Origin of the sequence: Flavimarina sp. Hel_I_48 (assembly GCF_000733945.1) — a bacterium.
GTDB lineage: Bacteria > Bacteroidota > Bacteroidia > Flavobacteriales > Flavobacteriaceae > Leeuwenhoekiella.
Genome location: NZ_JPOL01000003.1, coordinates 218,772 through 234,069, shown reverse-complemented (window position 1 = coordinate 234,069; position 15,298 = coordinate 218,772). Strand labels below are relative to the sequence as shown.

Here is a 15,298-nt window from a genome sequence, read left to right as displayed (position 1 = left end):
GGGGTATGTGATAATTTTTATGTTTAATATAAAAATACCCCCTAAATTTTAGGGGGTATATATTTTAAAAGTATAATTAAACCTTAAAATTATGATATCAAAGGTGCTTATTTTGCTTAATTGATCATTTATTAATTAATAAAGGGTAAAAATGTACCTAAATACTTATTTTTTTAACAGATCACATTATGATTACTTTACACAAAAGTGCTGTATATCCCTTTAATTCGAAAAAATCAGCTAACGATTTGATAATATTTCAACCTATATTTTATATAAATTTTAAATTTTATTACAATTTCTAATAAAAATGAAATAATAAAAAACACTTAAATTTTTTAGTAGTCTATCTGAGATTTATGAATAGCTTTATAGGTAGTTGAAACCACAAATTGGTTAATTATGATGGAAAAAAATGGATTATACTCGCCCGATTTTGAACATGAGAATTGCGGTGCAGGATTTATATGTAGCCTGGAAGGGAAAAAGTCAAATGATATTATTCATAATGCGCTTGAGATCCTTGAAAAATTAGAACATCGTGGGGCGGTAAGCAGCGATGGTAAAACAGGGGATGGTGCAGGTATACTTATTGATATACCCCACGATTTCTTTGTGGAAAAGTGTGAATTTGAGCTTCCCGAAGCTCGGGAATATGCCATGGGCAATGTCTTTTTACCAAGAAAGCAGAACCAGCGGGAATACTGCAAAGCCGTACTTGAGGAGCAGATCATTGAAAAAGGCCTACGTTTACTGGGATGGAGAAAAGTTCCTGTTGATGCTGGTTTTCTTGGTGCTATCGCAGCAGACGTTGAACCTCACATAGAGCAATTATTTATAGGGAAACCAGAAGGCGGAATGGATGACCGTCAATTTCAGGTTAAGCTTTTTGCCGCACGTAAAGTGGCCGAGCATAATTTGTTGAGCAGCAAACTTTCAGAGCGCAATTACTTTTATCTACCCAGTCTTTCTACTAAAACATTGATTTTTAAAGGGCTTCTAATGCCTGAGGATATTAAGTTCTATTATACAGACCTTCTTGATCCTACCTTGACTACGAGACTTGCCCTGGTACACCAGCGGTTTTCAACAAACACATTTCCCACATGGGATTTGGCGCAACCATTCAGATATATGTGCCACAATGGGGAAATAAATACACTTCGCGGAAACATTCGTCGTATGCGCAGTCGTGAAGAGTTGTTGCAGAGCGATTTGTTTCCAGATGATATAAAAGAACTTTTTCCTATAATTTTAAAAGGAAAGTCAGATTCCGCTTCTATGGATATGGTTGTGGAACTTTTGCTGATGTCTGGCAGGTCACTGCCCGAGATTATGATGATGCTTGTTCCTGAAGCCTGGGAAAAACACCAGGATATGAGCGCAGAGAAAAAAGCGTTCTATGAGTTCAATAGCTGTATTATGGAGCCCTGGGACGGGCCAGCATCCATTCCATTTACTGATGGTGACTACATAGGTGCTATTTTAGACCGTAATGGTTTAAGACCTTCACGCTATTCTGTGACAAAAAATGGATTTGTGATCATGTCTTCTGAAACCGGTGTTTTGGAAATTGACCCGGCCAATGTCTCGTATCACGGTCGTCTGGAACCGGGAAGGATGTTCCTGGTGGATATGAAAGCGGGCCGTATCGTCAACGATGCGGAAATCAAAGAGGAAATCGTTACACGAAACACGTACGGAAAATGGCTTGAAGAGAATCGGGTTCATCTGCGCGATATTCCGTACCGGGATATCAAGGTAGATTATGATACTACGCCCCTTGACCTGCGTATAAACGTTTTTGGATACACCAGGGAAGATATTGATACCATCATTCTTCCTATGGTGGGCAAAGCCAAAGAGCCTTTGGGATCTATGGGTACAGATACGCCACTGGCGATCTTTTCAGGCAGACCACAATTAATGTACAATTACTTCAAGCAGCTTTTTGCTCAGGTTACGAATCCTCCGTTAGATGGAATTCGTGAAGAATTGATCACAGACTTGAGCCTTACTTTAGGTGGGGATGTCAACCTGATGAAAATCACGCCAGATTACTGTAAAAAAATCCGGATTCAGAATCCAGTAATTTCCAAAGAGGATCTTGATAAAATAAAAAATAATGATTATGACCACTTCAAGGTAACGACAATTCCCATGCTTTATGAGGCGAAGCGCGGTCTTAACGGCCTCGAGGCTGCCCTTGAAGAAATGATTGCACTTGCCTCTAAGGCTATAGATGAAGGGTATACGATCCTCATCCTTTCAGATAGGAATGTAGATGAGCAAATGGCGCCTATACCGGCATTACTGGCTTGTTCTTATTTAAACAGCGGCTTATTCAAATCTGGACAACGGTCTAAGATGAGTTTTATCATTGAATCTGCAGAACCACGGGAAGTGCATCATTTTGCATTACTCTTTGGTTATGGTGCCAGTGCCATAAATCCATATATGGTCAATGAGATCATACAGCAACAGATTACCATGGGCAATCTGGAAGGCATCACTTTTAAAGAAGGTGTAGAGAACTATAATAAAGCCGTGGCTAAAGGAGTAGTCAAGGTAATGAACAAAATTGGTATTTCAACCTTGAATTCATATAGGGGTTCTCAATTATTTGAAGCCCTGGGGCTTAACTCAAAATTAATTGACAAGTATTTTCCGAATACGCCAAGTAGAATCGAGGGTATTGGATTGTACGAAGTAGAACAGGAAGTTTCAAAACGACACATCCGTACATTCAAAAAGCAGGACATTGATGGCAATCTTGATATGGAAGTGGGTGGTGAATACCGCTGGCGCAGAAACGGGGAAAAACATATGTTTAATCCCTTAAGTATCGCAAAACTTCAGGAATCTGTTAGGAACAACAATCCCAACACCTATAAAGAATATGCAGAACTGGTAAACGAGCAGTCTAGACAACTAATGACGATTCGTGGCCTTTTTGAATTTTCCAATTACGATCCCATTCCTCTAGAAGATGTAGAACCGTGGACGGAAATCGTCAAGCGTTTTAAAACCGGCGCCATGTCTTATGGTTCCATCAGTAAAGAGGCGCATGAAAACCTTGCCGTCGCGATGAACCGTATAGGCGGTAAGAGTAACAGTGGTGAAGGGGGAGAGGACTCTGATCGTTTTTATAAGAGTGCCAACGGGGACTGGCGCAATTCTGCCATAAAACAGGTAGCTTCGGGACGTTTTGGCGTTACCAGTAATTACCTGACCAGTGCCGCAGAAATTCAGATTAAAATGGCTCAGGGCGCAAAACCTGGGGAAGGAGGCCAACTACCGGGTGAAAAAGTGAATAAATTCATTGCTAAAACCCGAAACAGCACACCTTATGTAGGTTTGATTTCGCCGCCACCGCATCACGATATTTATTCTATTGAAGATTTAGCCCAACTTATATACGATTTAAAATCTGCGAACCGCGAAGCAAAAATCAATGTAAAATTGGTTTCAGAAGTTGGTGTAGGTACAGTGGCTGCCGGTGTGGCAAAAGCGAAAGCAGATGTGATTTTGATCTCTGGATATGACGGGGGAACCGGTGCTTCACCTTTAACATCGTTGCGTCACTGCGGTTTGCCGTGGGAATTAGGTATCGCCGAAGCCCAGCAAACACTGGTCATGAATGACCTGCGTAGCAGGATACGTTTAGAATGTGATGGCCAGCTCAAAACGGGTCGGGATGTTGCCGTAGCCTGTTTGCTGGGTGCAGAAGAATTTGGTTTTGCAACCGCGCCATTAGTCGCTTCCGGTTGTATCATGATGCGGGTTTGTCACTTAAATACCTGTCCCGTAGGGATTGCAACACAAAATCCTGAACTTCGGAAAAAATTTAAGGGAAAACCAGAACATGTGGTGAACTACATGTATTTCATCGCCGAAGAACTTCGGGAAATCATGGCAAAACTAGGATTTAGGACCGTAGATGAGATGGTGGGACAAGTACAGAAACTGGATAGGAATAAAGCTATTGAGCATTTCAAATCCAATGGAATCGATCTTTCACCAATTCTGCATTCCATTGCGAGGCCAGAAGGTGTGGAGGTTTATAATACCGCAACGCAAAACCATCATTTAGAGAAATCAATTGATTTTGAAATTATAGAATTGGCCCATACCGCACTTTTCCGTAAAGAAAAGACGGTGCTTGATATGGAAATTCACAATACAGATCGTGCAGTAGGTGCAATTTTGAGCAATGAAATCTCTAAAATTTATGGGGAACAGGGCTTACCGGACAATACGTTAAAGGTGAACTTTAAGGGATCTGCCGGACAAAGTTTTGGTGCTTTCGCCACGCGAGGCCTTACGCTTAAGATTGATGGAAATGCAAATGATTATATAGGTAAAGGGCTTTCTGGAGCACGTCTTATCGTAAAAGTACCGGAAGAATCAACCTTTGAAGCGCATAAAAATGTTATCATTGGTAACGTAGCGCTTTATGGTGCGACCACCGGAGAAGCTTATTTCAACGGTATTGCCGGTGAACGTTTCTGTGTTAGAAATAGTGGAGCGCACGCGGTTGTAGAAGGAATAGGTGATCACGGTTGTGAGTATATGACCGGCGGTGTAGCCGTAATCCTAGGTGCTACCGGAAGGAATTTTGGGGCTGGTATGAGCGGTGGTATCGCATATATTTATGATGATGCAGGTACTTTCCGTAAAAATTGCAATTCGCTGGATCTTAATCTCGATCCGGTTACAGAAGCTGAAGATAAAGAGCAACTGCAAACGCTTATTACCAATCATTACAATTATACGCAGAGTCAACTGGCACAAAGTATCCTTGAGAAATGGGAAGAGCACCTGCCCAAGTTTATCAAAGTGCTTCCAGAAGAATACCGTAAGGCTTTAATACGCCTTGAAGAAGAAGAAAAATTAACAGATTTAACAGAATAAAATGGGTAAAACAACCGGATTTTTAGAATATAAAAGAAAAGACGAATCGTATAAACCCGTAGAAGAACGCATAAAGAAATACGAAGAATTTACGGTTCCGCTTGAGGAAAAAGATATAAAAACGCAAGGCGCGCGCTGTATGGATTGCGGTATACCGTTTTGCCACAGTGGCTGCCCACTGGGCAACCTTATACCAGATTTTAATGATGCGGTATATAAAGGGCGATGGGAAGATGCAGCCCGTATTTTGCACGGAACCAATAATTTCCCTGAATTTACCGGGCGTTTATGTCCTGCTCCCTGTGAAGAAGCTTGTGTTCTGGGAATAAACGAAGATCCCGTAACGATCGAGAATATCGAAAAAAACATCGCCGAAAGAGCTTTTGACAACGGATGGGTCAAAGCCAATCCACCTAAGCACAGAACCGGTAAAAAAGTCGCCGTTGTAGGTTCTGGACCCGCGGGAATGGCAGCTGCGCAACAGCTTAATCGCGCCGGGCATGAAGTGACGGTATTTGAACGGGATGAAAAAATTGGCGGACTCCTGCGTTACGGCATTCCTGATTTTAAGATGGAAAAGTCGGTTATTGACCGTAGACTGGCCATTTTAGAGGAAGAAGGCATCACATTTAAGACAAATGCTCATGTGGGAACCACAATACCTGTACAAGAGGTTCAGAAAGAACATGATGCCATTGTTTTATGTGGTGGGGCAACGCTGAGACGTAACCTGAATATTGATGGATCTGATCTTCATGGGGTGTTTCAGGCGATGGATTTCCTTCCGCAGAATAACAGGCGCGTAGATGGTTTGAAGTATAACGGTGACGATATCAAGGCAACGGATAAAAAGGTAATCGTAATAGGAGGTGGGGACACCGGAAGTGATTGTATAGGTACTTCTATACGGCAAGGTGCCGAAAGCGTGGTTAATTTTGAAATTATGTCAAAAGGTACCGAAGACCGTCCCGAACATCAACCATGGCCTTACTGGCCTATGCGCTTGCGTACGAGTTCGTCACACAAAGAAGGGGCGGAGCGTCACTTTGCTATATCCACAAAGAAGTTTGTGGGGGATGATAACGGAAATCTTACAGGCCTTGTTACTGCGGAAGTAGAATGGACCAATAAGCCAGGGGAGCGCCCACAACTTTCTGAAGTTCCCGGTACCGAAAAAACCTGGGACTGTGATATGGTACTTTTGGCGCTAGGATTTACAGGTAGCGAGCCCACGATCGCAGATCAATTGGGATTACAGATGGACGCACGAACCAATATCAAAGCAGACAATCAGAATTATATGACTAACGTACCCGGAGTATTTGCCGCTGGTGATACCCGTAGGGGACAATCGCTTATCGTATGGGCAATTTCTGAAGGTAGACAGGCAGCACACCATATTGATGCCTATCTTATGGGAAGCTCTAATTTGCCGCTTAAAGGTGATGGAGACCTTCCAAGGGTATAATCAATAAGTAAAGCATAAAAAAAGCGATGATAATTTCATCGCTTTTTTTATGCTTTTATTTTTCTTTTTAATCACAAACGTATCAAAACGTAATTCATTGAAAGCTCTCCTATAATTACAAATTAAAACAAGAATCTATTCGGTTAATTTTAGTGATTGGTGCTGGCAATTAAGTTCGTATCTGGAATAGTTATGGGTTTAGCCAGAATTTCCTGTACAAGTTTATGCAATTCTGGAATTACCGTTTTTGCAAGGGGCGTGTTCGTATTAAAGAGTACACAAATACCTAGATCTTCTGTGGGATATAGTGCGATCTCATTTCTAAATCCACTTACTGCACCACCGTGATGTCTCATAATTTCAGTTTCGCCAGTTGCCTTGTCCCGGTATTCATGCAAACGCCAGCCATGTGCATAATGCGAAGAAATATGACCGGGCCAGCGCTGATAATATTTAGCGGATCCCTTGATCTCAATTTCTAACTTAAAAATGGCATTTAAAACCGCTTTATTGGCAATTTCTGAATTATGACCTAAAAGGAAACGCATCCATTTTGACATATCTTGAGCGCTGGCATTTATTCCACCGGCAGTTACCGCGTTGTAGTATTTTTGATTGATCGACTTTGACGTCCATCCATATTTTAATTTCCTGTGTGGAAAAGCGATATTCTTATTCTCTGAAAAGGTTTTATAATCTGTGGACGTATTTTTCATTCCCAATGGAAGAAAAAGATGCTCTTTAAATAACGTGTTTATTGACTTTCCAGCAGCTTTTTCCATCATGGTACCCGATAATGCAAAAATAGCGTTTTGATAACTGTATAGCTCACCAGGCTGCGCAATGGGATTGATATTTTTGAAGCGCTTAGAAATATCCTCAAGGTCCAGGCCAGCTTCAACAAGATTAGTATAGCTGTGATAGGAAGCGCCAGAGGTATGGGAGAGTAGGTTTGCAAATGTTACTTTTGAAGTGTTTGCAATGGGGCCCAATTGAAAATCGTCTATATAATCTTCAACCTTAGAATCCCATTCCAACAAACCATCTTTAACGAATAGTCCGGCGAGAACTCCTGTAAAACCTTTGGAGAGCGAGCCCAATCTAAAAACGGTCTCTGCATTTATACTGTCTTTTAATTTTGCCTTCCGTTTGCCAAAGCCGTTTGAAAAAAGAATGGAATCCCCCTTTACAATACTTACACCTGCACCAGAAATAACATCATTTCTCATAGCGTTATTAAAATAAGAAGTTATTGCTTTTTCAACTTCTTTTTTCTTTATCGCAAAAATGCGATCTTCTTTAGTAGGTACTTTAGGTTTAATTTCAATGGCTTCACTATGGTGTAAAGTAGCTGGTTCCGGCTTAACGGCACCAGCTATTGAAAAGGTAAGCACTATAAGTAGGAATACAGTACCTAGTAAAAATTTTAAACGATGCATAAATTTGAAATTTGGGGTTCTACGATAAAAAAGTTTTCTTAAATTTTCGTTAACCTAATGAATTTACTCCTTACAACCAAATTTTAACTGATTTTAACGTTTAAAAACGCCAATTTGGATGTATCATTAAGATATCTACATGTATACGAAGCTTTTTTCCTACTTATTGATCCTTTTTTTTCGAAGTGTAATCTAGTATTTCATATGATTCAACAAAGAGTTGGTTTAATTTATGTAGTATAAAAGATTTAAAAATCAATCAATACACGATTTGATTTTGTCTATTTGAATTTAAAGGAAGATGTTTAAATATAGGAATATCAACTATATTTTAAAATAGTTATTCCATCCTTCGAATAAAGTAACTATAATCCAAAAAAAATGGTCATTTTTCGTTGAAAAATGACCATTTTTTTAAAGTTTTATCGGGTTTTCTGCTTAATTATTAAGCATAACGGGCATAACCAGCATCATAACTTGTTCGCCCTCATCCTGACCGTCAACCGGGGTAAGGATACCTGCACGGTTAGGCAATGACATTTTTAAGGAAACATCATTCGCATTCAGATTATTCAGCATTTCTACCAGAAAGCGGGAGTTGAAACCTATTTGCATGTCGTCCCCTTGATAATCACAGGTAAGACGCTCTTCTGCTTTGTTGCTGTAATCTACATCTTCTGCAGAAATATTAAGTTCTGCCCCCGCTACCTTTAATCGAATCTGGTGCGTGGTTTTGTTTGAAAATATGGATACCCTGCGAACAGAATTTAAAAACTGGTTGCGGTCTATCGTGAGTTCGTTAGGATTCTCCTTAGGAATTACCGCTTCATAATTAGGATATTTCCCATCGATTAACCTACAAAGCAATTGTACGTTGTCAAAAGAGAATTTTGCATTGGATTCGTTGTATTCTACAAGAATATCATCATCGCTTGCAGCAAGGATTCCCTTTAGAAGATTTAAAGGTTTCTTCGGCATAATGAATTCAGCAGTTTGCGAAGCCTGCACATCGGTTCTTGAATATTTGACCAGTTTATGGGCGTCTGTTGCCACAAAAGTCAATCCTTCTGTATCAAATTGAAAGAACACACCGCTCATTACGGGACGCAGATCATCATTACCAGCGGCAAAAATGGTGTTGCTCACCGCGGTAGCGAGCACAGCGGCCGGGATAGTTACTTTACTGGGATCTTCAAGCTCTACTGCACTGGGAAATTCTTCACCACTGGCATAAGCAAGAGCATATTTACCATGATTAGAACTTATCTCTACCGTGTTGTTGTCTTCTGCAACAAAAGTAAGCGGTTGCTCTGGGAAAGTCTTTAACGTGTCCAGAAGCAAACGTCCCGGTACCGCGATATTGCCGCTGTCCTCAGATTCTACGTCCAGGGTTGCGATCATCGTGGTCTCCAGGTCCGAAACCGAAACCTTAAGCTGGTTACCTTCCAGTTCAAAAAGGAAGTTATCCAGGATAGGTAGTGTATTGCTATTGGAAAACACGCCGCCCAATACTTGTAATTGCTTAAGAAGGTATGAACTTGATACGATAAATTTCATCAGATGGTAAGGTTTTTAAATGTAGGTTGCCAACTTATAATAGTCTAAATCAACAAGGATAACGCCGTGGTAATTATCCATATAAATGCGTTATTCAGGGTTAAAAATATACAATTATACCCGAAAAATCACGGGTGCACAAAGATATTGTTTAGCCCCTAGGCGCAGAAACAAACTTATCAACATCTTCTAGCGGTAGCTACGTTTTCTAAGGAACAGGAAAACCGCTGCAAAAAGCCCTAAAATTACCAGCGGAAGCACTAAAACCAACACCTGCCACGTGCTACGCTCATTGATTGCCCGTTGCATATCAAGCGCGGGAAGGAGAACCGTTTTGCTCCTAATGTTAATAAGCCCATTATCGTCCAGAAGATAGTTGGCAGCATTCAGCAAAAATTCTTTATTGCCATACGTATCGTAGGTGAATTTGTTAAAGCCCAACTCAAGCGGCCGCCCTTGCTGGTCCAGGTCATTTTTTATAAGATCACCGTCTGCGATAATGATCATTTTGGTGCGTTTTGCAGCGCTTTCGCGGAAAGGTTCCCCATTTATTTCAAGTGGAAGCACGCGGTTTTGAAATGCGGAAACAAAATTCCCTTCCAGCAAAACGGCCATATTTTGTGGTCCGGCAGTATATTCGGCAGGGTTGGGTTCCAGACTGACTTCCTCTAAGGAAATGGGCGTTGGCGTACCTTTTAACTTTGTTAAGTTCGAGCTGTGTAGCAGGACCGTTTTAGCAATTCCATTATCAAGAAGATCAATCTGATTTGCGTATTCAAAACGAATGGGATTATCAAGATTTGAATTGATGGGATGCTGCTCATCACTGGTAACCAGCGGAAAATAAAACCAGGGCAATTGCTGATAATTGGAATTATTACCATCGCCGGTTGCCAATACGATAGGTGCAGCATAAAGATCTTCAACCAGTACGGGATTTATACGAATCCCATACTTAAAGAACATATCGCTCAGGTTGAGATTACGGTTGAGTGCCACTGCGGTACCATTGTTTTTATAAAGACTATCCGTTTCCATAGCGACATTATCCAGCAACCATAAGCTTTTGCCGCCACTCATGGTATACTGGTCCAGCGCGTATTTCTGCACATCGGTAAAGGCTTCTGTAGGTTTTGCGACCACGACAAGATCAAATTTTTGCAGCGCCTTAAAGGTATCATCAGGTGCGCTTTCAATGGAATCCAAAGGAAAGGGCGCTAAGAAATAACGCTCCCGCAAAGTGGAAAAAAAATCAGCTATATAACGGTCGTCCAGTTCTCCATTGCCTTTTAATACGGCGATGCGTTTGCTCTTTGGGTTCAATAACTTATAGAAGGCATTGCTGAGCTCGTATTCAAGATTTTGGGTAGAGCGGCTCACGAGTTCGTCAGGCGAAGCGCCAAGTGCTTTTTTTAATAACGGAATTTTAACCGACTTACCTTCATAGGAAGCGGTTGCCCATGGAAATACCAGTTCCTGGGATACTTTTCCATTTTCCCGCACCTGCACCTGCTCTGGCCGCATACCGCGTTGATTGAATTGCTGCGCAACCTTTTCTGCTGAAGTATTTTCTGGAACGGGATCTATAAACTCAAACCGCACATTAGGATTAACGGCAGCGTATTCTTCGAGCAATTGACGGGTTTCGGATTGTAATTTTCTAAATGCAGGTGGGAATTCACCGGCAAGAAAAACGTCGATAATCAGTGGTTTTTCGGCCTTTTTGAGGATATTTTCAGAAGTTTCCGAAAGGGTATAGCGCCCATCTTGCGTAAGGTCCCAGCGTGTATAAAAATAGCTGGCAAGCCAGTTGATGCCCACAAATAGTATTAGGCCTAATGCAAGTGCTTTTATGTTTTGCGGTGCTTTCAATTATCTTCTGGATTTTAACTGGAGCACGGTAAAAAATAGAAAGAGTGCTGTTATACTTATAAAATAGAGCAGATCGCGCGTGTCCAGGACCCCACGGGCAACGCTATCAAAATGACCGCGCAAGCTCCATTGTTGAAGAATTTCGAAATTTCCCAAAAGGGCCAAACCATAATAGAGCATAAAACTGATCAAAACCGCAATAATAAAGGCGACGATCTGATTCTGTGCAAGGGAGGAGGCAAAAATGCCGATAGCCGTATACGCCATGGCCAGAAAAAGAAGTCCCACATAAGAACCCAGGACAACCCCTGCATCATAATTGCCAACAGGATTCCCTAACTGATCAATTGCATAGACATAAACAAGTGTGGGAAGGAGCGCGATACACAAAAGGACAGAAGCCGCAAGAAATTTACCCATTACCAGCGCGGTCTCGCCCAGCGGCTTTGTTAGCAGCAGTTCCAATGTGCCAGAACGGCGCTCGTCACTAAGGCTGCGCATGGTAACCGCTGGGATCAGAAACATAAAAATCCACGGGCAAAGCTGAAAAAACGGCGTTAGATCAGCATAACCATAATCAAAAACGTTGAATTCCCCTTCAAAAACCCATAAAAAGAGCCCCGTCATCAGTAAAAAAACACCAATGACCAGGTAGCCTGTTAGGGTTGCAAAAAAACTGTTTATTTCTTTTTTAAAAATAGCAAGCAATGGAGATGGGTTGTGGTTAGAATTTGAGAACTAATGTGCTGAATTGACTTTGTCAACGCTCCAGGCTTCGGGTTTATTGCTGAATAATTGTTTCGTGTTTTTCCAGGTAGTTTTGAAAAAGTCGCTATGCCGATAGTTTTCGAGCGCATCTGCATCATTCCATTGGCTATAAGTGAAGAATATATTTGGTTTTGTTTTATCCTGATATAATTCAACAAAGTGACAACCTTCAGAAGCCTTTATTTTTGGCGCAGCCAGAGCGAACAAAGCTTTGAAATCCTCTATTTTGTCTTCCTCAAATTCCATTTTAACGATTCTTATAAGCATAAAAAAAACAAGGTTTGTCAATAATCTTTATTCAAAATAAACACTTACGGCATCCCTATAATCAAGGCCAAATAGGGTAGAGGCACTGCCCACCGTGCTGGGATTGCTTTTATAAATGGCAAGCTCTAAATACCCCGAAGAATTGAAAAGCGCCAGCTTTTTGCCATCTTCATCGCGTTTTTCCTTCTCTACGTTGAAATTAATCGCTTCGCTGTAGCGGTTGTAAATTTTAGTAAAGGTAGCCGTGCGTGCCGCGATCTTAAAAGCCCTGCCTTTAGCGACGCTTTCAAACAATTTTCGGGTAATATTCGTGATGACATTGCCATAATTGTCAACATAAATTACATTGCCCATAATCTGCCGTCCATCGTTATGTATTACGGGCATGATACCGGTAATTTCCTTTATTTCAGAAATGCTTTTGCCTATAACTCCCAATGTACCGCCACGAGCGATATGACAGGCCACTTTTACAAAGACGTCGAGTACCGTAAAATTAGTGCTCAGCCGATCGTGAATATTGATTTTCACCATTTCTTCGGGCACCATGTTACGGGTCATCATAGAGATGATGCCATTATTTGCACAGATAAAAAAGTGACCATCAAGTTTCACGGCAATATGTTCATTTTCGGCATGGCGTTCAGAATCAATACCAATGATATGGATGGTTCCTTTTGGAAAGCTTTCATAAGCATTCTGTATTATATACGCGGCTTCAGTAATATGAAAGGGGGAAACATTGTGCGAAATATCCACAATCCGGGCATTTTCAAGCTCACTGAGAATGGCGCCTTTTACCGCGCCCGTAAAGTGATCTTTCAGGCCAAAGTCTGTTGTAAGAGTGATAATCGCCATTCGGGGTTTTGTTGCTACTTTTTGGAAGGTAGGTAATTTAAAATAGTTACATTTGTTAGGGACAAAATTAAATATAATTAAATAGTTACTACTATAAAATCTATCGGCTTTTGAACGAACTTATCCTGGAGCTTTCTGAAATAACCCCAAGGGAATTCTTTGGGCAGCGCAATGTGAACATTGAACTAATCAAAAAATATTACCCCAAACTGAAAATCGTTGCGCGTGGCAATTACATTAAGGCGTACGGCGATGAAGATATGTTAGAGGAATTTGACCGTAGAATGGCCATGTTGCTCGAACATTTTAGCAAATACAACAAACTTGATGAGAATTCCATAGAGCGCGTACTTACCAGTGTGGACAGGAACGAATATGAAACGTCTGCAACCAGTGGTGACGTGCTTGTACATGGAGTGAGCGGTAAATTAATAAAAGCCCAGACGGCAAACCAGCGCAAGATCGTTGACCTTGCCCGTAAAAACGATATGGTCTTTGTGGTAGGACCTGCCGGAACAGGTAAAACCTACACAGGTGTTGCCCTGGCCGTAAAAGCACTTAAAGACAAAGAAGTTAAGCGCATCATCCTTACCCGTCCCGCAGTAGAAGCCGGTGAAAACCTGGGTTTTCTTCCGGGAGATCTCAAAGAAAAATTAGATCCTTATATGCAGCCGCTGTACGACGGTCTAAGGGATATGATACCTCATGAAAAGCTGGAATCATATATAGAGAAAGGTGTGATTCAAATAGCACCTATGGCCTTTATGCGTGGCCGCACGCTGGATAATGCCTTTGTTATTCTTGATGAAGCCCAGAATACCACGCATGCGCAGATGAAAATGTTCCTGACGCGTATGGGTAAAAATGCCAAATTCCTAATTACCGGTGATCCAGGTCAGGTAGACCTTCCGCGAAGAAGCATCAGCGGACTCAAAGAAGCTATTCTCATCCTCAAAGATGTGAAAGGTGTCGGCATGGTGTATCTGGATGATAAAGATGTGATACGTCATAAACTGGTCAAAGAAGTGATCGCCGCCTATAGAGGAATTGAAAATCAGAACTAAGAATTTTTTATAATTCAAAATTCTTTTATTCTGAAACTGAATTTTCAAGTCTAATTAAGCAGAAATCATTCTTATAAAAATACATATAATAATTCCATACCAATGGGATGTTATAAACCCATCATATTATGCATACCATAACCGAAACCAATTATAATTTTCCCGGTCAGCAACAGGTTTACAAAGGCAAAGTACGGGAAGTTTATACCCTTCAAGACGACCTCCTTGTTATGATCGCTACAGACCGTCTGAGTGCGTTTGATGTCGTTATGCCTAAAGGAATTCCCTACAAAGGTCAAATACTCAACCAGATCGCTACCAAAATGATGCACGATACGCAGGATTTGGTCCCTAACTGGCTTCTGGCCACTCCAGATCCTAATGTTGCGGTAGGCAAAAAGTGCGAACCCTTTAAAGTGGAAATGGTCATTCGGGGATACTTGGCAGGGCATGCAGCACGGGAATATAAAGAAGGAAAAAGAACACTCTGCGGTGTACAGATGCCCGAAGGCATGCAGGAAAATGATAAATTTCCCGAACCTATCATCACCCCGGCCACTAAAGCGGAAATGGGTGATCACGATGAAGATATTTCCAAAGAAGATATAATTTCAAAAAACATTGTCTCTGCCGAAGATTATGCGGTACTTGAAGAATATACGCAAAAGCTATTCGCGCGAGGCAGTGAAATAGCAAAAGAACGCGGACTTATACTCGTAGATACGAAATATGAATTTGGAAAAGATAAGGAGGGCAACATTCTACTTATAGATGAAATTCATACACCAGATTCTTCCCGTTATTTCTATGCGGAAGGCTACGAAGAACGTCAGAAAAAGGGAGAGCAGCAAAAGCAGCTTTCTAAAGAGTTTGTACGACAGTGGCTAATCGCAGAAGGTTTTCAAGGAAAGCCAGGCCAGAAAGTACCTCAAATGAGCGATGATTACATAGGTACGGTATCTGATCGCTATATTGAGCTTTTTGAACATATAACCGACAGCGCTTTTAAAAAATCAGAAACAGAAAATATTGAATTGCGTATCGAGGAAAATGTCCTAAACTGGCTAAAAAACCGTTGATTTTAAGTCAAA

At 41.2% G+C, this 15,298-nt stretch carries 10 protein-coding genes; 4 read left to right on the top strand and 6 right to left on the bottom strand.

The features are described 5' to 3' along the window. Window positions 1–405 precede the first annotated feature (405 nt). Entirely contained in the window at window positions 406–4,914 is a 4,509-nt protein-coding gene (gene gltB, locus P162_RS16915; RefSeq protein WP_031429104.1) for a glutamate synthase large subunit, read from the top strand. A 1-nt stretch (window position 4,915) separates the two neighbouring features. Continuing rightward, entirely contained in the window at window positions 4,916–6,382 is a 1,467-nt protein-coding gene (locus P162_RS16910) for a glutamate synthase subunit beta (RefSeq protein ID WP_031429103.1), read from the top strand. Window positions 6,383–6,531: 149 nt separating this feature from the next. Here P162_RS16910 and P162_RS16905 read toward each other — a convergent pair whose 3' ends face one another. From P162_RS16905 to P162_RS16880, 6 genes are all read right to left on the bottom strand, one after another. Further along, window positions 6,532–7,821, bottom strand: a complete 1,290-nt coding sequence (locus P162_RS16905; RefSeq protein ID WP_051908136.1) for a serine hydrolase domain-containing protein — start codon at window positions 7,819–7,821, stop codon at window positions 6,532–6,534. A gap of 438 nt (window positions 7,822–8,259) precedes the next feature. Beyond that, on the bottom strand, window positions 8,260–9,378 hold the full coding sequence (gene dnaN / locus P162_RS16900; protein ID WP_031429100.1) for a DNA polymerase III subunit beta: 1,119 nt from the start codon (window positions 9,376–9,378) through the stop codon (window positions 8,260–8,262). 189 nt (window positions 9,379–9,567) lie between these two features. Continuing rightward, window positions 9,568–11,250, bottom strand: coding sequence for a gliding motility-associated ABC transporter substrate-binding protein GldG (gene gldG / locus P162_RS16895; RefSeq protein ID WP_031429098.1), 1,683 nt, complete (start codon window positions 11,248–11,250; stop codon window positions 9,568–9,570). Next, complete coding sequence (gene gldF / locus P162_RS16890) at window positions 11,251–11,958, bottom strand: gliding motility-associated ABC transporter permease subunit GldF (RefSeq protein ID WP_031429097.1); 708 nt, start codon at window positions 11,956–11,958, stop codon at window positions 11,251–11,253. A gap of 30 nt (window positions 11,959–11,988) precedes the next feature. Then, on the bottom strand, window positions 11,989–12,285 hold the full coding sequence (locus P162_RS16885; protein WP_031429095.1) for a putative quinol monooxygenase: 297 nt from the start codon (window positions 12,283–12,285) through the stop codon (window positions 11,989–11,991). A gap of 27 nt (window positions 12,286–12,312) precedes the next feature. Continuing rightward, window positions 12,313–13,143, bottom strand: coding sequence for an S-adenosyl-l-methionine hydroxide adenosyltransferase family protein (locus P162_RS16880; protein WP_031429093.1), 831 nt, complete (start codon window positions 13,141–13,143; stop codon window positions 12,313–12,315). A gap of 110 nt (window positions 13,144–13,253) precedes the next feature. Here P162_RS16880 and P162_RS16875 point away from each other — a divergent pair, with 110 nt between their 5' ends. Both P162_RS16875 and P162_RS16870 read left to right on the top strand, forming a co-directional pair. After that, window positions 13,254–14,207, top strand: a complete 954-nt coding sequence (locus P162_RS16875; RefSeq protein ID WP_031429092.1) for a PhoH family protein — start codon at window positions 13,254–13,256, stop codon at window positions 14,205–14,207. A 128-nt stretch (window positions 14,208–14,335) separates the two neighbouring features. Next, window positions 14,336–15,286: a phosphoribosylaminoimidazolesuccinocarboxamide synthase gene (locus P162_RS16870; RefSeq protein WP_031429090.1), complete on the top strand. Its 951-nt coding sequence runs from the start codon at window positions 14,336–14,338 to the stop codon at window positions 15,284–15,286. Window positions 15,287–15,298: the final 12 nt, after the last annotated feature.